At 41.1% G+C, this 18,188-nt stretch carries 19 protein-coding genes, 1 tRNA gene, 1 pseudogene and 1 other annotated feature; of the genes and pseudogenes, 19 read left to right on the top strand and 2 right to left on the bottom strand.

Going from position 1 to position 18,188, the window contains the following annotated elements:
* Positions 1 to 70 precede the first annotated feature (70 nt).
* Positions 71 to 144 (top strand) — tRNA-Arg (locus tag C6Y03_RS16205).
* 154 nt (positions 145 to 298) lie between these two features.
* On the opposite strand, the pseudogene C6Y03_RS16200 reads toward C6Y03_RS16205, so the two are convergent.
* Positions 299 to 486: pseudogene (locus C6Y03_RS16200) on the bottom strand (hypothetical protein).
* Between the two features lie 232 nt (positions 487 to 718).
* On the opposite strand from C6Y03_RS16200, the gene C6Y03_RS16195 reads away from it, so the two are divergent.
* The 11 genes from C6Y03_RS16195 to C6Y03_RS16145 all read left to right on the top strand — a co-directional run bounded on the left by C6Y03_RS16195 (position 719) and on the right by C6Y03_RS16145 (position 7,940).
* Positions 719 to 898, top strand: coding sequence for a hypothetical protein (locus tag C6Y03_RS16195; protein WP_060596909.1), 180 nt, complete (start codon positions 719 to 721; stop codon positions 896 to 898).
* A 336-nt stretch (positions 899 to 1,234) separates the two neighbouring features.
* Positions 1,235 to 1,687 (top strand): DUF4241 domain-containing protein, encoded by a 453-nt coding sequence (locus C6Y03_RS16190; RefSeq protein ID WP_106039625.1) that lies wholly within the window; start codon positions 1,235 to 1,237, stop codon positions 1,685 to 1,687.
* On the top strand, positions 1,668 to 1,877 hold the full coding sequence (locus C6Y03_RS19680) for a DUF4241 domain-containing protein (RefSeq protein ID WP_060596907.1): 210 nt from the start codon (positions 1,668 to 1,670) through the stop codon (positions 1,875 to 1,877). The genes C6Y03_RS16190 and C6Y03_RS19680 overlap by 20 nt, the downstream gene beginning before the upstream one ends.
* A gap of 170 nt (positions 1,878 to 2,047) precedes the next feature.
* The gene (locus tag C6Y03_RS16180) at positions 2,048 to 2,518 is read left to right on the top strand and encodes a hypothetical protein (protein WP_106039624.1); all 471 of its coding nucleotides are present in this window, start codon (positions 2,048 to 2,050) and stop codon (positions 2,516 to 2,518) included.
* 18 nt (positions 2,519 to 2,536) lie between these two features.
* Positions 2,537 to 2,872: a DUF4288 domain-containing protein gene (locus C6Y03_RS16175; protein ID WP_060596905.1), complete on the top strand. Its 336-nt coding sequence runs from the start codon at positions 2,537 to 2,539 to the stop codon at positions 2,870 to 2,872.
* Between the two features lie 275 nt (positions 2,873 to 3,147).
* Positions 3,148 to 3,297, top strand: coding sequence for a teichoic acid D-Ala incorporation-associated protein DltX (locus C6Y03_RS16170; protein WP_024427820.1), 150 nt, complete (start codon positions 3,148 to 3,150; stop codon positions 3,295 to 3,297).
* 14 nt (positions 3,298 to 3,311) lie between these two features.
* A complete protein-coding gene (gene dltA / locus C6Y03_RS16165) occupies positions 3,312 to 4,817 on the top strand; it encodes a D-alanine--poly(phosphoribitol) ligase subunit DltA (protein WP_106039623.1) in 1,506 nt (501 codons plus the stop codon).
* Entirely contained in the window at positions 4,814 to 5,998 is a 1,185-nt protein-coding gene (dltB, locus tag C6Y03_RS16160; RefSeq protein WP_106039622.1) for a D-alanyl-lipoteichoic acid biosynthesis protein DltB, read from the top strand. Before dltA ends, dltB begins: the two co-directional genes overlap by 4 nt.
* 21 nt (positions 5,999 to 6,019) lie before the next feature.
* Positions 6,020 to 6,256 carry a D-alanine--poly(phosphoribitol) ligase subunit 2 gene (dltC, locus tag C6Y03_RS16155; RefSeq protein ID WP_024423191.1) on the top strand — a complete coding sequence of 79 codons (237 nt, stop codon included), beginning with the start codon at positions 6,020 to 6,022 and terminating at the stop codon, positions 6,254 to 6,256.
* Complete coding sequence (dltD, locus tag C6Y03_RS16150; RefSeq protein WP_066030583.1) at positions 6,256 to 7,422, top strand: D-alanyl-lipoteichoic acid biosynthesis protein DltD; 1,167 nt, start codon at positions 6,256 to 6,258, stop codon at positions 7,420 to 7,422. Before dltC ends, dltD begins: the two co-directional genes overlap by 1 nt.
* 95 nt (positions 7,423 to 7,517) lie before the next feature.
* Positions 7,518 to 7,940 (top strand): YkvA family protein, encoded by a 423-nt coding sequence (locus C6Y03_RS16145; RefSeq protein ID WP_034661711.1) that lies wholly within the window; start codon positions 7,518 to 7,520, stop codon positions 7,938 to 7,940.
* An 81-nt stretch (positions 7,941 to 8,021) separates the two neighbouring features.
* Here C6Y03_RS16145 and C6Y03_RS16140 read toward each other — a convergent pair whose 3' ends face one another.
* Positions 8,022 to 9,065, bottom strand: coding sequence for a lactonase family protein (locus C6Y03_RS16140; RefSeq protein ID WP_066030584.1), 1,044 nt, complete (start codon positions 9,063 to 9,065; stop codon positions 8,022 to 8,024).
* A 432-nt stretch (positions 9,066 to 9,497) separates the two neighbouring features.
* Here C6Y03_RS16140 and ilvE point away from each other — a divergent pair, with 432 nt between their 5' ends.
* The 7 genes from ilvE (at position 9,498) to leuC (ending at position 18,188) form a co-directional block, all read left to right on the top strand.
* The gene (ilvE, locus tag C6Y03_RS16135; protein WP_003216381.1) at positions 9,498 to 10,412 is read left to right on the top strand and encodes a branched-chain-amino-acid transaminase; all 915 of its coding nucleotides are present in this window, start codon (positions 9,498 to 9,500) and stop codon (positions 10,410 to 10,412) included.
* Between the two features lie 8 nt (positions 10,413 to 10,420).
* Positions 10,421 to 10,667 (top strand) — a binding site (T-box leader).
* Positions 10,668 to 10,789: 122 nt separating this feature from the next.
* Positions 10,790 to 12,514 carry an acetolactate synthase large subunit gene (gene ilvB, locus C6Y03_RS16130; protein ID WP_106039621.1) on the top strand — a complete coding sequence of 575 codons (1,725 nt, stop codon included), beginning with the start codon at positions 10,790 to 10,792 and terminating at the stop codon, positions 12,512 to 12,514.
* A complete protein-coding gene (gene ilvN, locus C6Y03_RS16125; RefSeq protein WP_034661705.1) occupies positions 12,511 to 13,029 on the top strand; it encodes an acetolactate synthase small subunit in 519 nt (172 codons plus the stop codon). The genes ilvB and ilvN overlap by 4 nt, the downstream gene beginning before the upstream one ends.
* Before the next feature lie 18 nt (positions 13,030 to 13,047).
* Positions 13,048 to 14,076 (top strand): ketol-acid reductoisomerase, encoded by a 1,029-nt coding sequence (ilvC, locus tag C6Y03_RS16120; protein WP_034661704.1) that lies wholly within the window; start codon positions 13,048 to 13,050, stop codon positions 14,074 to 14,076.
* The gene (locus tag C6Y03_RS16115) at positions 14,063 to 15,616 is read left to right on the top strand and encodes a 2-isopropylmalate synthase (RefSeq protein ID WP_034661703.1); all 1,554 of its coding nucleotides are present in this window, start codon (positions 14,063 to 14,065) and stop codon (positions 15,614 to 15,616) included. The genes ilvC and C6Y03_RS16115 overlap by 14 nt, the downstream gene beginning before the upstream one ends.
* 18 nt (positions 15,617 to 15,634) lie before the next feature.
* Positions 15,635 to 16,732 (top strand): 3-isopropylmalate dehydrogenase, encoded by a 1,098-nt coding sequence (gene leuB / locus C6Y03_RS16110; protein ID WP_106039620.1) that lies wholly within the window; start codon positions 15,635 to 15,637, stop codon positions 16,730 to 16,732.
* Between the two features lie 40 nt (positions 16,733 to 16,772).
* Positions 16,773 to 18,188: a 3-isopropylmalate dehydratase large subunit gene (gene leuC, locus C6Y03_RS16105; protein ID WP_106039619.1), complete on the top strand. Its 1,416-nt coding sequence runs from the start codon at positions 16,773 to 16,775 to the stop codon at positions 18,186 to 18,188.

The following is an 18,188-nucleotide window of genomic DNA, read 5'->3' as shown; positions in this document are numbered from 1 at the left end:
TAAAGAACAATAGTAATATAATAAATCTTGTCGGTGAGGTACTCACCAACAGAACACTACATAACAACATGTCCCAGTAGCTCAGCTGGATAGAGCAACGCCCTTCTAAGGCGTCGGTCGGGAGTTCGAATCTCTCCTGGGACGTACTATTTTAAAAGCCTGAAATCCTTGGTATGAAAGGATTTCAGGCTTTTTTTTGTTTTGAAATTTAAGTTTAGCTTTTGCTTTAAATTAGAATTTTGAAAGTGTATACCAAAAGAAAGGGAGCTGCATAAACAACAGTTCCCTAGATGAAGAGTTAATTTTTCTTTTTCTTGTAGTCCTTTATTAAGCTCGAAACCACTAAACCCATAACACTAAAAGCCAAATATAAAATAAAACATTTGTTACAGGTGTATCAATTTTCCCTAAGATCATCACTAGGGCAATAATAGCCCCGGGTAAAGTAATTAATAACGTTTTGGATGGCTTGCTTTGCTGTGTCATTGAAGGACCTCTCGGTTGATCCATTATTTAGGTATTTTAGTTAATTTTAGCATATAGAGATTATACGAACAATATAAGGAAGGGGAGCAACACGCTTTTAGACGAAACAAGGAAACCCACTGCTGCTTGTGGTCGAAATCAATCTAGACTTGCGTATATCCGATTTTGTGGAAATTATTTCAATTGAACCTTTTGTGTAATAAAATGTATATGATTTATACAAAGGGGTGAGATGGCGGTGAAGCATTTTTTAACGGCAATCGTAGTGGCTGTGATTGTGGGGATCATTGTTTATGTTGCAGATGATCGGTTAAGCATGTTTCCGTTGATGCTGATTTTAGCGGTTGCGATCTATATCGTAAGCAGGATTAGCGAAACATTGATAAAAAAATATTCCAAAGAAAATAGTTAATAACACAGCCCCTCCATTGGAAGGGTGTTTTTTAATTAACCTTCCATTTATTTTTAACTAATGAAAAAGACATTGCAAAGCGGTAAATATTCAAAAGAGAGAATATTCTTTCTCCAACTAAAAAAATTAAGGTGTATAGTAGAAGGAGAAGATGAAGCGAGTGTTAAGTGAGAGCTTGCATTATCAAATGGACAGATAGAAAGCGATTTACAGGGGAAATTCTTTTCAGGGTATGGAGTTGATACTGGAAATGGATGTTCTATGGATGATCATGCTTTGAAATTGAAAAATACATAATCTCAAACGTCTCAGAAAAATAATGAAAGGAATGATCCCTTGTACAACATCGATCCAACAAACTTAATTTTTGAAAATGGAGAGAACAAAAGCAGCTCAGAAGGTGATCAATTATTTGTCAAACAGTTAGGACATATCGAGATCACAAGCGGTCATATCGTTGTCTGTGATCCTTTTGTTTCAGAGGGAGACCAATCTTTTTCTAAGAAGGTTCATCCGGGAAAATATCCTATTCTACTTATGGTTAAGCGATTAGAAAGCGGTGACGAACGCGTCGCCTATGCAGTAATCAAGTTCACAAACGAGCAAGCAATAGAATGGGAGCTTGCCACAAGAGCAGGTCAGGAACCCGTTCAATTAACAAAAGATGAGTTCTTCGGCTACGGTGTGAATACGGGTATGGGCTGTTTCATGGATGCGGAAGCAGCACTATATTTACAAGCCTATGAGGATAAGCGATATAAAGAGGACAATGATTTTTTATCTTTATGAGGAATTTGCAGAAGCTCTTGCGCAAAACTACAAGCACACATGGGACTGGCTCGTCACCCGTTTTCATGACAAAGTGGACATTGCCATGTTTACAACAGGCTTCGGTGACGGGATGTATCCAAGCTTTTGGGGGATAGATCAAAACGGAGAACCCACTTGTCTTGTGACGGATTTTTTTATAATGGATTGATGAGATACCCATGAAACTATGGGTTTTATCAAGATATAATGGAGGAAATATTTACAGAGACGTTAATATAAAACAAATTTTCTTAAATTTACCTTAAAATTGTTGAAAATCTAATTAATATAATATCTTTATTCAAGTAAATTTCTAATAAACTATAAGGAGTATTTAACATGATGAAAAAAATAATTTCCACACTATTAGCTATATCCGTATTTACCTTTGTTTTACAAGCACCAGCAAAGGCATCAGAAAATGAAACTGTTGTAATTAACACAAATGATTTTGTATCATCTGAAGGAGAATTAAATCCTGATCAACTTGCAGAAACTAAATTTGCCATCCCACTTCCTTTCTTCTTTATTCCAGGGTTAGGACAAGCTGCAGTATTAGCAACTGGTGCTGTCATTGTAGGTGGTATGATATTTTCTTCAAACTCTTGGGAGGCTCAAGTTGTCAAACATCATAAAATGACAGCAGACCAATTCATCTCTAAGAATAGAAAAGGGTCAATCAGAAAAGAGTTTCCAAGTGAATACTTAAATAAAACGATAGAACAAATCAACAAAGACGCAAAAAAGGGAAAAAAGAATGCTAAAAAAGCTAAAAAACTGTTAACAGACAACAGATTTAAGAAAAAATGAAATGAAAGGTGATAATTTATGTACGATATTTATTCTGTAAAAGTTTTATTTGAATCAACAACTTCGCCACGATTAAGCCCTGAAAAAATATTTGAAGAGAGAATTTTTCTAATAAAAACAAAAAAACCAGATGAAATTGAAAGTATCATACACGAAAACTTTCCAGAAGAAACTTATGAAAATTCAGAGGGTGGAATGACTACTAACAAAGTAGTTGCAATTTTAGATACCTTTGAATTAGTAGATAATTTAGAAGAATCAGTACATCTAAAAGAAGTTTATAGTCGTTATCTTGTGTTTGATAAAGAAACGTCTCCAGAAGAAGCTATTGAAAGATATTCTCTAGATAAATAAAATTCGCACAAATTCAATGTAATTGAAATCAAAGCCATCTAGGCAAACTAGGTGGCTTTTGCGTTTATTCGACAGCTTTCAGCAATTTTAAGGCAAATTTAAGCTCGAATTTCATTTCAAATACATTAAATCTTTGTTACAATAAGACAGCTTTGCCTAAAGACACGCTTATCGATTCGACATCTTTTTTCATCATTTCTTAAAATTTTTATGTTTTGGTATGAAACTCTTTTAATGATTCATGCGTCTCTATAAGTGTCAAAAGAAAAGAGGTTATCAATATGCTATTCAAAAAGCTATCAGAAAATAAGTCTGTAAAATGGATAGGATATACGAGTTTTTACTTACTTATTTTGCTATTATTGTTCTTTATTTACGGATTCCATACAGCAAATACGGGATCATTCATTTACAACGATTTTTAATTGGAGATTAAACTATGAAACTATTACACACGATTCATGAATACCAACAAACGAAACCAACACAGCCAGCATTTGTTTCTCAACATGCTTCGATCACATATGATGAGCTTTGGCATCTATCAGACCAAATGGCTGGTGCGATCGATGCAGTCGCAACTGGCAGTGCACCTGTCATTGTATACGGTCATATGGAGCCAGAGATGCTGATTTCTTTCTTAGGTAGTGTGAAATCAGGCAGACCTTATATACCGGTCGACATCTCAATCCCTGCCGAGCGTATCGTCTCAATTATTGAAAGCTCAAAAGCCAGTCTGTTAATTTGTGCAAATGAGCAGAATGTACTAGATGTAGAAGAACACATTGAAGTGAAAAGTGCGGCATCTCTTTTAGCTCTTGAAAAAGAAGCACCGCCATCCTCGCAGTGGGTTCAACAGGATGATGTTTTTTACATCATTTATACGTCTGGCAGTACCGGAAAACCGAAAGGCGTTCAGGTAACAGCCAATAATTTAGAAAGCTTTACAGAGTGGATGTGCCGAGACTTCCCAATTGGTGAGGGGCGCACATTCTTAAATCAAGCACCGTTTTCTTTTGACTTATCAGTGATGGATTTGTATCCAGCGCTTCAATCAGGCGGTACTCTGTACTGTTTAGTGAAAGATCTAGTGAATAAGCCGAAGGATATGTTTGCAGCACTTGGTCAATCTGACGTTGAAGTGTGGACATCAACACCTTCCTTTGTGCAAATGTGCTTAATGGACCCTTCCTTTACAGGGGAGCTTTTACCAGAGTTGAAAGTTTTCTTGTTCTGCGGAGAGGCACTTCCTGTATCTGTAGCAACTGCGCTCCTTGAGCGTTTTCCAAAAGCGCAGGTCTTTAATACGTATGGTCCGACTGAAGCAACTGTTGCGATCACATCGATTGAAGTCACGCAGGCGATTCTTGATCAGCACGATTCTTTACCAGTCGGCTACGCCAAACCGGATACAGATATCGTCATTTTAGATGAAGAAGGCAAGACCCTTCCTGATGGTGAAAAAGGGGAAATTGTCATCGTAGGGCCAAGCGTCACGAGAGGCTACTTAGGTGAACAAGCCTTAACAGATAAAGTGTTCTTTGAATACGAAGGACGCCCTGCTTACCGTACAGGTGATGCAGGTGTGGCGCAGGATGGTTTGATTACATGCCACGGTCGTCTGGACTATCAAATTAAGCTGCATGGATACCGAATGGAGCTTGAAGAAATTGAATATCATGTGAGCGAGACAACGTATGTCAATGCTTGTGTGATTGTGCCGTTCCAGCCAAACGGTCATGTGGAGTACTTAATTGCAGCCATTGTTCCAGCAGCGCATTCTTTTGAAAAAGAATATCAGCTGACAAGTGCAATTAAGAAAGAAATGGCGGATTCACTGCCTGCGTACATGATTCCAAGAAAGTTTGTCTATCTTGAGCAGCTGTACATGACGCCAAACGGGAAGGTTGACCGTAAAAGAATCGCGAAAGAGGTTCTTCTATGATTCCGTTTAGTTCATTCTTTTTCTTCATTCTAATTGGTGTTCTTCTTTTGCCGACGATCATTCTTGGTCTTCGCGGCAAAAGAATGCAGGGCTACAACATGTTTGCAACGGTTGTGGCGCTCGCGCTTATTTTCTCAAAGGATGCACATGGCGCATTGCTGCTCTTCTTGTTTACAGTGTGGCAAATCTTGATCATCCGCTTGTACCTTTCGTACCGGCTGAAGGCGAATCAAGCGTCTGTCTTCTATATGGCAGTGGTGGCATCTATTTTGCCGCTTGTGCTATCGAAGATTTTACCGTTCTTTTTAACTCATCAGCCGCATCAACCGCCGCCAATGAACTGGCTGAGCTTTTTAGGAATCTCGTACCTAACATTTAAAGGTGTCCAGTTAATTATCGAGACAAGAGACGGCTTGATTAAGAAGAAAATTCCGATTCATCGTTTGGTCTATTTCATTGTCTTTTTCCCGACGATTTCATCAGGTCCGATTGATCGTTACCGCCGGTTTGAAAAGGATATGGATACGCCGCCTGAAAAGGAAGCGTACAGTGATCTTCTATACGCCGGTATTCATAAAATTTTTATCGGCTTCTTATATAAGTTCATTATTGGTTATCTGATTCACACGTATATTCTCATGAATATTCATCACATTAGCAGCAGTCACTTTGTTCAACAGTTAACGTATATGTATGCGTACAGTATGTATTTGTTCTTTGACTTTGCTGGATATACAGCATTTGCTGTTGGTGTGAGTTATATGATGGGCATTAAATCACCAGAAAACTTTAACAAACCGTTTATCAGCCGGAACATTAAAGACTTCTGGAATCGCTGGCACATGTCCCTCTCCTTCTGGTTCAGAGACTACGTGTTTATGAGATTTGTGTTCTTTATGACAAAAAAGAAGTGGATCAAGAACCGTATGGCTGTATCAAATATTGGGTACTTTGTCCTCTTTCTATTGATGGGTGCTTGGCATGGTCTAGCACTTCAATATATTATTTACGGACTATATCACGCAGTTGTGATGTCCGGTTACAATTTATTTGAGAAATGGAATAAAAAGCACAAGTGGTGGCCGGATAATAAGGTCACAATGATTGTGTCGATCATTATTACATTCCATGTGATTTGTTTCGGATTTTATATTTTTTCAGGAAAACCATTTCATCATTAATCATTAAGGGAGTAGAAAATTATGGAATTTAAAAATCAAGTATACGGTATTATTGCAGAGGTTTGTCAGGACGACGTTGTGAAAGAAAATCCAGAGATTGCAATTTTTGAAGAAGGTCTTCTAGATTCATTTGGTACAGTAGAACTGCTTATGGCAATTGAAAGTCAGCTCGGAATCACTGTTCCGATTACAGAGTTCGATCGTGATGTGTGGGATACACCGAATCACATTGCTGAGCAGCTGGCAGAGATGAAGTAATGAAAAAGCGTTTTTTTGGGCCGCTTATTTTAGCGGCTGTTCTATTCATTGGTGTTCTTCTTGTACCAAATGCATGGCTCTCACATCTGATCCCAAAAGACAAATTACAAAAGTCAGCCACAGAATTAGATCCAGGGATGTTTCAGGGGCTTTATTTACAAGATGAAATGCTAAAAGATCCAACTTATTTGCCGATCTATGGATCTTCTGAACTATCACGTTTTGATCCATATCACCCTTCGAATTTCTTTCATGAGAATCCTCAAGGGTTTACACCTTATCTTATTGGAAAAGGTGGGTCACAATCATTAATTCATGCGATGAACTTCGCATCGCATATGGATGAATTAAAAGGGAAGAAGCTTGTGTTTATCGTGTCCCCGCAGTGGTTTGTGAAATGGGGATCAGACGAGAATCACTTTGCACCGAACTATTCAGCGCTTCAAGCGCTTAATCTCGCTTATAATAAAGAAATTGATCCAGCTGTGAAAAAAGAGCTGATCAAGAGAATCATGACGTTTAAAGCTGTAAAGAACGACATGGTCATCACAGAACTTTTTAAAGCAGAGCTTTCTGGGAACAAATTCGCTTATGGCGCGATTTCTCCTATTGCAAAAATGTATTATGGCATGCTTCAAAAGAAAGACATGTACTATACAATTGGATCGGGGAAAGAGCGTAAGCTTCATCCGTCTCCTTCTGTCAAAGGAAAAACATGGACTGAGCTTGAAAAAGAAGCAAGTGTCTTAGGTGCGGAAAAAGCAGGGAACAACCCGTTTTATATTAATCAAAAACTATTTGACCGCAAGCTGAAACCGATCATGAAAAAGATGAAAGATTCTCGTGAAGACCACTCTTATGCGGAATCACCAGAATACAAAGATTTTCAAATCATGCTGGATATTTTAAAACAGGCAGGGGCGAAGCCTTTGTTTGTGACGATTCCTGTCAATGGAAAATGGTATGATTATACCGGTTTCCCGAAAGAGGGGCGTACAGAGTATTATGAGAAAATCAATCGTCAAATTCGAGATAATGGGTATGAAGTCGCAGATTTGACTAAACATGAATACGATCCTTACTTCTTTAAAGATACAATTCATGTGTCTTATAAAGGATGGGTCTACATCGATAAGGCGATCGAAAAGTTTTACAAAGAGCAGTAGAATGCAGCAGCTTTCTGCTGCTTTTTGTTTGTCGAATCGGCGGATATCTTGTATAACGAAGGGAAAAGGGCTATGCTGTAGATGGAGGCGATATGATGAACCGTTCTGAGAAAAAAGAACTATTAAAGCGTTCGAAGAAGCATTTTAATGATCATGCCTTTTGGGAAAAGTTAAAAAAGACGGCACAAAAGGCTGGTGTCTCTCTTGTCTATGCTGTGCTATTACTTTACTATACATTGCAAAAACCCGAAGTGCCTGTCAAAGCAAAAACCCTTATTATTGGGGCACTCGGATACTTTATCCTTCCTATTGACCTCATCCCTGATACATTGATTGGTGTCGGCTACACAGATGATTTAGGAGCGATCACATTTGCTCTGCTCCAAGTAGCGATGTACATTGATGATGATGTGAAAGGAAAAGCGAAGGACAGGCTGTCAAAATGGTTCGGTGAAAAAACCGATACGTCTCTTATTGATCAAAAGCTTGAAGATGGCGGGATGCCGTCTGCACGCTGAAAAGAAGACAAAGGGCTAAAATAAAAATCATTTTAGCCCTTTGTCAACAAGCTGAAGCCCCCAAAACGGAGGCTTTTTTCATTATCCTAAAAATTTCACGCAAACTGGATGAGGAACAGTGATGTCTGATTGTAAGACAGTGAGTCGTCCTGTTTCTTTGTCGCGTTTGTATAACACTAGGTTGCTAGATTCTTGGTTTGAACCGACGAGGAATTCTTCAGTTGGATCAAGCACAAAGTCTCTAGGCCAGTTTCCTTCAGATGAAGCAATCTCGACAAGACTTAATTGGCCGTCGGCGTCTGCTTTAAAAATCGCAATGCTGTCATGTCCGCGGTTTCCTGCATAAACAAATTGCCCGTCTGAAGAGACGTGAATGGCACTGCCTTGATTGTTCTCTGTAAAGTCGCTTGGAATGGTTGCGATCGTTTGGATCTCTTCGAAATGACCATCTTCAAAGTAACGAAGCACAATCACCTCTGAGCTTAGCTCTGTCATCACATATGCCACAGGTTTCGTTGGATGGAATGTGATATGGCGAGGACCGGTGCCTGGTTTTGTTTCAAATGTATGAGCGAGCTCGAGTTTGCCGCCCTCTTTCTTATACGTATAAATGCCATCTGTCCCAAGGTCAACAGCCACTGCAAATTGTTCATCTGGTGTCAGACCCATAAAGTGAGTGTGCGGTTTTTCCTGACGGTCTTCGTTTGGTCCAGTTCCTTCATGCTGCGCCTGTGACAGCGTGCGGATGACTGAGCCATTTTCAGCATCGATTTCATACATCTCTGCTGTTCCTTTATGATAGTTTGCTGTAAAAGCTGTTTTTGTTTGATTGTCCACGCTGACGTGGCAAGGAGAAGCGCCATCGGCAAGCTCTTGGTTGATGAAACGAAGTGTGCCGGTTTCTGCATCAATTTGATACGCAGCCACGCCGCCCTGTGATCCTTCTTTCACAACAGAATACACAAATTTTTGAGAATCTGAGACGGTTAAATATGTAGGATTTTCAAGTTCAGCAGCTACTTTTACTTGTTCGATCTGCTGCTTGTCCGTATTTAATGTGAAAGTATAAATGCCTTTACTGTCTCCCTTTGTATATGTTCCGATATAACCTCTGATGTTAGCCATGTATTGCCCTCCTTCTATAAGATGCTCTCATTCTATCATAAATTCATAGGAAAACGCTTTAGAAAGGCATGCCGAAAGAAAATCAAAAGCGTTGAAATCTACCAGTATTCATTAAAAACGATGTGAAAAAATATGACAAACGTTTTCTCAAAAGAAAAGCGTTCAGGTAAACTAAATAAATTGAAGAAAAAATACAAAAAATTTTAAGTTTTTTCATTCCTTGTCTAGCAAAGGTGTAAGCGTATACATTTAATTTTGATTAGTCTAAATTGTCTAATAATTTTAAAAATGCTGTTGACACTGTATGGAAAGCGGCGTAAGATGGGTTCAACAAAAGCTAAACAAACACGCAGAGCAAGCGTGAGAGGCTTCAATAAAAAGTGTCTGAAAATTCAACTACTTTTTGCTTGAAAGAGAGGGTGCTCACTGAAAATGGAAGACCAAAAGGAACAGTGGATCTTTTTAAACGATGAACTCGTGAAAAAAGAGGATGCAAAAATTTCAGTTTATGATCATGGCTTCTTATATGGTGACGGTGTGTTCGAAGGGATACGCGTGTATAACGGAAATATCTTTCGAATGAAAGAACATTTAGACCGCCTGTATGATTCCGCCAGATCCATTATGCTGAACATTCCATATTCACTTGAGGAACTCACGGAAAAAATGATTCATACAGTTGAAAGGAACGGCCTAAAGGATGCCTATATTCGTCTTGTTGTCTCAAGAGGAGCTGGTGATCTTGGTTTAGATCCAAACAACTGCGGGAGAGCCAACACAGTGATCATTGTAGAGCCGCTGGCCATCTTTCCAAAGCACCTATATGAAACGGGTATTGATATTGTAACGGTACCGACGAGACGAAATCGTCCCGATGTACTGAGCCCAAAAGTGAAATCATTAAATTATTTGAATAACATCCTTGTCCGAATCGAAGCCCATATGGCCGGTGTGAGTGAAGCGCTGATGCTGAACGATCAAGGGTACGTGGCAGAAGGTTCTGCAGACAATGTGTTTATTTATAAAAAAGGTAAGCTTTATACACCGCCAGGTTATATCGGCGCTCTTGAAGGCATCACAAGAAATGCCATCATGGAGATTGCGGAGGACTTAGGCTACGAAGTGAAAGAAGAACCATTCACAAGGCACGATGTGTATACAGCAGAAGAAGTTTTTCTGACAGGAACCGCAGCCGAAGTGATCGCTGTTGTAAAGGTTGACGGCCGTACAATCGGTGAAGGGAAACCTGGGGTCCACACAAACAAACTTCTTGAACAATTCCGCAAGCGAGTGGTTGAAGAAGGAGAAAAAGTCGTATTTACAGATGAAAACATTCACGCAAGCTAAATAGATATCGATAAACGTTGAAGAGGACTAGTAGCTTTAGAGTCAGTATCTACAGAGAGCCGGTGGTAGCTGGAAACCGGTGTTACTTTCTAAAGTGAACTCACCTCTGAGTGTCTGCTTGAAATGATAGTAGGGCAGACCGAGTGACATTGCTCACTCGTTACCAAAATGGATGAAAGATGTCCATGAGACGGCAGCAGATTTTGCCGTGAACAAGGGTGGTACCGCGAAAAACAAAGCTTTTTCGCCCCTTTGACCTAGTGAAAAGTAGTGTCATTGTGGGGTGAGAAGGCTTTTTTATATGGTCTAAAATCTCGATCTTGAATAGAAAAGGGTGAAAAGACTTGACTGAAGCAAGACAAAGAGGAGGAAATCAAATGGGGACAAATGTACAAGTGGAGACGGAAACATCTAAAGCACCACAAACGATGAACGGTGCACTCATGTTAATTGAAGCACTCAAAAGAGAAAAAGTAGAAGTCATTTTCGGATATCCAGGCGGAGCGGTTTTACCGATCTACGATAAAATTTATGATTCTGGTTTATTTCATGTTCTGCCAAGGCATGAGCAGGGAGCGATTCACGCAGCAGAAGGATACGCAAGAGTATCTGGCAAACCGGGTGTTGTCATTGCAACATCAGGACCTGGAGCGACAAACCTTGTCACAGGAATTGCAGATGCAATGATTGATTCACTTCCTCTTGTTGTCTTCACAGGACAGGTGGCAACCTCAGTCATTGGATCGGATGCTTTCCAGGAAGCAGATGTGCTCGGCATCACAATGCCAATCACAAAGCACAGCTACCAAGTAAGAAATCCAGAGGAATTACCGGGTGTCATTAAAGAGGCGTTCCACATCGCAACAACAGGCAGACCTGGTCCAGTCTTGATTGATATTCCAAAAGATGTGGCAGGCATTGAAGGAACGTTTGAATATGATCAGCCAATTGATTTACCTGGTTATCAGCCAAAAGTCGAGCCGAACTATTTGCAAATTCGCAAATTAGTAGAAGCTGTAAGTAGAGCGAAGAAACCAGTCATTCTAGCAGGAGCTGGCGTTCTTCATGGCAAAGCATCTGAAGAATTAAGGCAGTATGTAGAGCAGCAGCAAATCCCAGTCGCTCATACACTGCTTGGACTTGGCGGATTCCCAGCAAAGCATCCTCTATTTCTAGGGATGGCTGGTATGCATGGCACATATGCGGCGAATATGGCCCTTCACCAATGTGATCTGCTCATTTCCATCGGTGCAAGATTCGATGACAGGGTAACTGGCAACCTCAATCACTTTGCGAAACATGCGAAGGTAGCACATATTGATATCGATCCAGCGGAAATTGGCAAGAACATTCATACCCATATCCCGGTTGTTGGAGACAGTAAGCTAGTCCTTGAAGAGCTGATCAAGCAAGACGGGAAGCAAGGGGAATCAAATGAATGGAAAAACCAATTAGATGAGTGGAAGGCAGAATATCCGCTCTGGTACGTTGAAAACGAAGCAGAAGGCTTTAAACCTCAAAAGCTGATTGAATACATTCATCAATTCACAAAAGGTGAAGCCATTGTGGCAACTGATGTCGGACAGCATCAAATGTGGGCAGCGCAGTTCTATCCATTTGAAAATGCAGATAAGTGGGTCACATCTGGCGGCCTTGGTACGATGGGCTTCGGTTTACCGGCAGCCATTGGCGCTCAGCTGGCTGATCAAGAGGCAACGGTTGTGGCGATTTTAGGAGACGGAGGTTTCCAAATGACCCTGCAAGAACTTGCCGTTATCCGTGAGCTGAACCTTCCAGTGAAAGTGATTGTTCTGAATAATCACAGCCTTGGAATGGTAAGACAATGGCAAGAAATTTTCTACGAAGAACGCTACTCATATTCTAAATTTTCAGATCAGCCAGACTTCGTTAAATTATCTGAAGCTTATGGCATTAAAGGAATCAGAATCTCATCAGACGAAGAGGCGAAAGAAAAGCTTGAAGAAGCGTTAACCTCTAGAGAGCCTGTTTTCATCGATGTCAATGTAGCGAGAGATGAAAAAGTATTCCCGATGGTCGCACCGGGGAAAGGACTTCATGAGATGGTGGGGGTGAAACCTTGAAAAGAATTATTGTGTTGACTGTATTAAATCGATCAGGCGTACTGAACCGAATCACTGGCCTTTTTACCAAAAGACACTACAACATTGAAAGCATTACGGTCGGCCATTCTGAGATTCAAGATGTATCACGCATCACGTTCGTCGTCCATGTAGACCAAGAGAAAGACATCGAACAGCTGACAAAACAGCTGAACAAGCAAATTGATGTTCTCAAAGTAACAGACATTACAAACCAATCAATCGTTCAGCGAGAGCTGGCTTTGATAAAAGTCGTTTCTGCACCGGCATCTAGAATGGAGATCACAGGGGTCATTGAACCGTTTAGAGCTTCTATTGTAGATGTAAGCAGGGAGAGTGTCGTCATTCAGGTGACAGGTGAGTCTTCAAAAATTGAAGCACTCATTGAATTACTTAAGCCATACGGCATTAAAGAAGTCGCCAGAACTGGCACCACGGCCTTTGCGAGAGATAATCAGCAAAAGCCGCAATCAAATAAAACAATTTCAATTGTCTAAACAAAAGGAGAGAGTCAAATGGTAAAAGTATATTATAACGGTGATATTCAAGAAAACGTATTAAATGGTCAAAAGGTTGCTATCATTGGGTATGGATCACAAGGTCATGCACATGCATTGAACTTAAAAGAAAGCGGCGTAGATGTGATCGTCGGCGTGAGAAAAGGCGGATCTTATACAAAAGCACAAGAAGACGGCCATCAAGTATTCACAGTAAAAGAAGCGGCAGCACAAGCAGATGTCGTCATGGTACTACTACCAGATGAGCAGCAAAAGAAAGTATATGACGAAGAAATCAAAGATCAATTAGAAGCAGGCAACTCACTTGTTTTCGCACACGGATTCAACGTTCACTTCCATCAAATTGTTCCTCCAAGTGACGTAGATGTGTATCTTGTGGCTCCAAAAGGTCCAGGACATCTTGTGAGAAGAACATATGAACAAGGCGCTGGTGTACCTGCCCTATTTGCTATCTATCAAGATGTATCTGGCCAAGCGAAAGACAAAGCACTTGCTTATGCAAAAGCAATCGGCGGAGCAAGAGCAGGCGTCCTTGAAACAACATTTAAAGAAGAAACGGAAACGGATCTATTCGGTGAGCAAGCGGTCCTTTGTGGAGGTCTTACTTCACTAGTGAAAGCAGGTTTCGAAACGTTAACAGAAGCTGGTTATCAGCCAGAGCTTGCATACTTCGAGTGTCTGCATGAACTGAAATTAATTGTTGACCTAATGTATGAAGAAGGATTAGAAGGCATGAGATATTCAATCTCTGATACAGCACAATGGGGTGACTTCGTATCAGGACCACGCGTTGTGGATGCAAACGTAAAAGAATCTATGAAAGCCGTCTTGACTGATATCCAAAACGGAACATTTGCAAAAGAATGGATTGTTGAAAACCAAGTGAATCGTCCACGTTTCAATGCGATCAATGCAAATGAAAATGAGCACCAAATTGAAATCGTCGGAAGAAAGCTTCGTGAAATGATGCCTTTCGTCAAACAAGGAAAGAAAAAGGAAGCGGTGAGCGTCGGTGCGGAAAATTAATTTTTTTGACACAACACTTCGAGATGGAGAGCAATCACCAGGAGTGAACTTAAATGCACAAGAAAAGCTAATCATTGCAAAGCAGCTTGAGCGCCTTGGGGTTAATATCATTGAAGCGGGTTTTCCCGCTTCATCCCGAGGGGATTTCTTAGGCGTACAAGAAATTGCTAGAACGATCAAAAACTGTTCAGTTGCTGGTCTTGCACGATGTGTGAAAGGTGACATCGATGCTGCATGGGAAGCGTTAAAAGATGGAGTGGAACCAAGAATTCATATCTTTATCGCTACTTCTGATATTCATCTGAAGCATAAACTAAAGAAAACACGTGAAGAAGTCGTAGAACAGGCTGTCTCAATGGTGAAATACGCGAAAGAACGTTTTCCGGTTGTCCAGTGGTCCGCAGAAGATGCGTGTCGTACAGATCTAGCTTTCTTAGCAGAAATTGTAGAGAAGGTCATTGACGCTGGGGCAAGTGTCATTAACTTGCCAGATACAGTTGGATACTTAGCGCCAAAAGAGTACGGCAATATCTTTAAATATATGAAGGAACACGTTCCAAATATCGACCGCGTCAATTTGTCTGCTCACTGTCATGATGATCTAGGAATGGCTGTAGCAAACTCACTTGCAGCCATTGAAAATGGAGCAAATCAAATTGAAACAGCTGTTAACGGAATTGGAGAACGTGCAGGGAATGCCGCTTTAGAAGAAATTGCAGTCGCTCTTCATATTCGAAAAGACTTCTACCAGGTCGAATCAACGATTCAATTGAATGAAATTAAGCGTACAAGTGATGTAGTGAGCAAATACTCAGGAATGATTGTACCGCGCAATAAAGCAGTCGTTGGCAACAACGCTTTTGCACATGAATCAGGTATTCACCAAGATGGTTTCCTCAAAGAAAAAACAACCTATGAAATCATATCTCCAGAGCTTGTCGGTGTGACAACAGATGTACTTGTCCTTGGGAAACACTCCGGAAGACATGCGTTTAAAGACCGTATGAAAACGCTAGGCTTTAAACTAACAGAAGAAGAAATCAATAAGTTCTTCGAAACCTTCAAGAACTTGACGGAGAAGAAAAAAGAAATCACTGATGATGATTTGATCTCTATTATATTAGAAGAAAAAGTAGCAGACCGAAAAATTGGCTACGAATTTGAAAGTCTTCAAGTGCACTATGGAACAGAACAAATGCCAACAGCAACGGTCTCTCTGAAAAATCAAGAAACGCAGGAAGTCATTCAAGAAGCAGCTACAGGCGCAGGCAGTGTAGAAGCTGTGTACAACACGCTGGAGCGCTGTATGGAGGAAAGAATTCATTTGCTAGACTACCGTATTCAATCGAATGGAAAAGGCAGAGATGCACTAGCGGAAGTATACGTCACTGTTTCAATAGAAGGAAAAGAAACAGCTGGACGCGGTGTGGCGCAAGATGTGCTGGAAGCATCGGCGAAAGCCTACGTCAATGCAGTAAACAGGCATTTAATCTTTAAATCAAATCTCATTGAAATTGAGAAACATCACGCGATTTCATAGGAAAGGAGGTAGGTTCTCATGAAAAAGAAAATTGCACTTTTGCCCGGCGATGGAATCGGACCGGAAGTTGTGACATCAGCGGTCGCTGTCCTCAAAGAGACAGCGGCTCAATTTCAACACGAATTCGAATTCGAAACGGCGCTCATTGGCGGTATCGCAATAGATGAAAAAAACAATCCGCTCCCAAAAGAAACGGTTGATGTATGCAAGAGCGCTGATGCGATTTTATTAGGAGCAGTCGGCGGACCAAAATGGGATCAAAACCCGCCAGAGCTTCGTCCGGAAAAAGGCTTGCTCGCTATTCGTAAACAACTGGACTTATTTGCAAACATTCGTCCTGTCAAAGTGTTCGATAGCTTAAGCGAGGCGTCACCGTTAAAACAGGATCACATTAGCGGAGTCGATTTTGTCATCGTTCGTGAATTAACAGGCGGTCTCTATTTTGGTGAACCAAGCGAGCGTTACACGGATGAAGAAGGAAAAGAAGCTGCGGTTGATACGCTTCTTTATACAAAGCAAGAGATTGTCCGTGTATTAAAAGAAGCATTCGACATGGCCTTAACGAGACGGAAAAAAGTAACGTCTGTGGATAAAGCGAATGTTCTTGCTTCTAGTAAACTATGGCGGGATGCGGTAGAAGAAGTGGCTTCTCAATATCCAGACGTCGAATATGAGCACATGCTCGTTGATAATGCCGCCATGCAGCTGATTTATAAGCCTGCTCAATTTGATGTCATTGTGACAGAGAATATGTTTGGTGACATTTTAAGTGACGAGGCTTCAATGATTACTGGGTCACTCGGTATGCTGCCATCTGCCAGTCTATCAAGTACTGGCCTCCATTTATATGAGCCGATTCATGGTTCAGCACCCGATATTGCGGGGCAAAACGTCGCAAACCCTCTAGCAACCATTTTGTCGGCAGCTAGCTTGCTTAGAACATCTTTTGCGTTAGAAGAAGAAGCGGCTGCAATAGAAGAAGCTGTGGAAGCTGTTCTTGCCTCTGGCAAACGAACAAAGGACTTATCGGCAAAAGAGGGAACGTATCAAACAACTGAAGAAATCACTCATGCAGTTGTAGACGCACTCAAGCAGCGCGTGAAAACAATTGTATAAATAGAATCTTGTGGAATTAGGTAGAGGGAGGAAAAGGGTTATGCCTCGAACAATCATCGAAAAAATATGGGATCAGCACGTTGTCAAAAGCGGCGAGGGGAAACCAGACCTTTTATATATTGATCTGCACTTGGTGCATGAAGTGACATCACCTCAAGCATTTGAAGGATTAAGACAAAAAGGGCGCAAGGTGAGAAGACCTCAAAACACGTTTGCGACCATGGATCACAATATCCCGACTGTGAATCGATTTGTGATCAAAGATGAGATTGCTAAAAAACAAGTGAGTGCTCTAGAGCGCAACTGTGCTGAATTTGGTGTCCGTCTAGCTGACCTTCACAGTGTAGATCAAGGGATCGTCCATGTTGTTGGACCGGAGCTTGGGTTGACACTGCCAGGGAAAACAATCGTTTGCGGAGATAGTCATACATCAACTCATGGCGCGTTTGGCGCACTTGCTTTTGGAATCGGTACAAGTGAGGTTGAACATGTACTTTCCACACAAACGCTTTGGCAGCAGCGTCCGAAAACATTAGAAATTAGAGTAGACGGAAAGCTGCAAAAAGGGGTAACGGCCAAAGATGTCATTTTAGCAGTCATTGGTGCGCATGGCGTGAAGTTCGGATCAGGTTATGTGATTGAATACACTGGGGAAGTATTCAGAAACATGACGATGGATGAACGCATGACGGTTTGTAATATGTCGATTGAAGCAGGCGCAAGAGCAGGATTGATTGCACCTGATGAAGTCACCTTTGAATATTGCCGCGGCCGCAAATATGCACCGCAGGGAGAAGACTTCGAAGCAGCGATTAAAGAATGGGAAGAACTTAAAACAGATCTAGGTGCAACCTATGATAAAACGATTGTTTTAGATGGGAATGAGATTTCACCAATGGTCACATGGGGAATTAACCCAGGAATGGTGCTGCCTGTAGATGCGTCGATCCCAGGACCTGAGGATTTTGCACAAGAGGATGATCAAAAAGAAGCGATTCGTGCGTACGAATACATGGGTGTTCATCCGCATCAGCGTATTGAAGATATTACGATTGAGCATGTGTTTATCGGCTCATGTACAAACTCAAGAATGACTGATTTACGCCAAGCAGCTTCTATGATAGAAGGACAAAAGGTAGCTGATCATGTCAGAGCGATTGTCGTGCCTGGCTCTCAAAGCGTCAAATTGCAAGCAGAAGAAGAAGGTCTTCATGAAATCTTCCTTGAAGCAGGATTTGAATGGAGAGAATCTGGCTGCAGTATGTGTCTTAGCATGAATAACGATGTGGTACCAGAAGGCGAACGCTGCGCATCCACATCAAACCGTAACTTTGAGGGACGTCAAGGAAAAGGTGCGAGAACGCATCTTGTCAGCCCGGCAATGGCTGCAATGGCTGCAATACATGGCCGATTTGTCGATGTCAGGAAGTTTAATCAAGAGAAAACAGTCGTGTAA

Source organism: Bacillus sp. LNXM65, assembly GCF_002998575.1.
GTDB lineage: Bacteria > Bacillota > Bacilli > Bacillales > Bacillaceae > Bacillus.
The sequence above is the reverse complement of the archived record's forward strand: the minus strand, read 5'-3'. Positions and strand labels throughout refer to the sequence as shown.

Bases quoted from the DNA above. Each gene is read 5' to 3' on its own strand.
- dltA (WP_106039623.1), top strand. From the start codon at position 3,312: ATGAAACTATTACACACGATTCATGAATACCAACAAACGAAACCAACA.
- ilvE (WP_003216381.1), top strand. From the start codon at position 9,498: ATGGAAGACCAAAAGGAACAGTGGATCTTTTTAAACGATGAACTCGTG.
- C6Y03_RS16175 (WP_060596905.1), top strand. From the start codon at position 2,537: ATGTACGATATTTATTCTGTAAAAGTTTTATTTGAATCAACAACTTCG.
- dltD (WP_066030583.1), top strand. From the start codon at position 6,256: ATGAAAAAGCGTTTTTTTGGGCCGCTTATTTTAGCGGCTGTTCTATTC.
- C6Y03_RS16145 (WP_034661711.1), top strand. From the start codon at position 7,518: ATGAACCGTTCTGAGAAAAAAGAACTATTAAAGCGTTCGAAGAAGCAT.
- C6Y03_RS16195 (WP_060596909.1), top strand. From the start codon at position 719: ATGGCGGTGAAGCATTTTTTAACGGCAATCGTAGTGGCTGTGATTGTG.
- ilvC (WP_034661704.1), top strand. From the start codon at position 13,048: ATGGTAAAAGTATATTATAACGGTGATATTCAAGAAAACGTATTAAAT.
- C6Y03_RS16140 (WP_066030584.1), bottom strand. From the start codon at position 9,065: ATGGCTAACATCAGAGGTTATATCGGAACATATACAAAGGGAGACAGT.
- dltC (WP_024423191.1), top strand. From the start codon at position 6,020: ATGGAATTTAAAAATCAAGTATACGGTATTATTGCAGAGGTTTGTCAG.
- ilvB (WP_106039621.1), top strand. From the start codon at position 10,790: ATGGGGACAAATGTACAAGTGGAGACGGAAACATCTAAAGCACCACAA.
- leuC (WP_106039619.1), top strand. From the start codon at position 16,773: ATGCCTCGAACAATCATCGAAAAAATATGGGATCAGCACGTTGTCAAA.
- C6Y03_RS19680 (WP_060596907.1), top strand. From the start codon at position 1,668: ATGATTTTTTATCTTTATGAGGAATTTGCAGAAGCTCTTGCGCAAAAC.
- dltB (WP_106039622.1), top strand. From the start codon at position 4,814: ATGATTCCGTTTAGTTCATTCTTTTTCTTCATTCTAATTGGTGTTCTT.
- leuB (WP_106039620.1), top strand. From the start codon at position 15,635: ATGAAAAAGAAAATTGCACTTTTGCCCGGCGATGGAATCGGACCGGAA.
- C6Y03_RS16180 (WP_106039624.1), top strand. From the start codon at position 2,048: ATGATGAAAAAAATAATTTCCACACTATTAGCTATATCCGTATTTACC.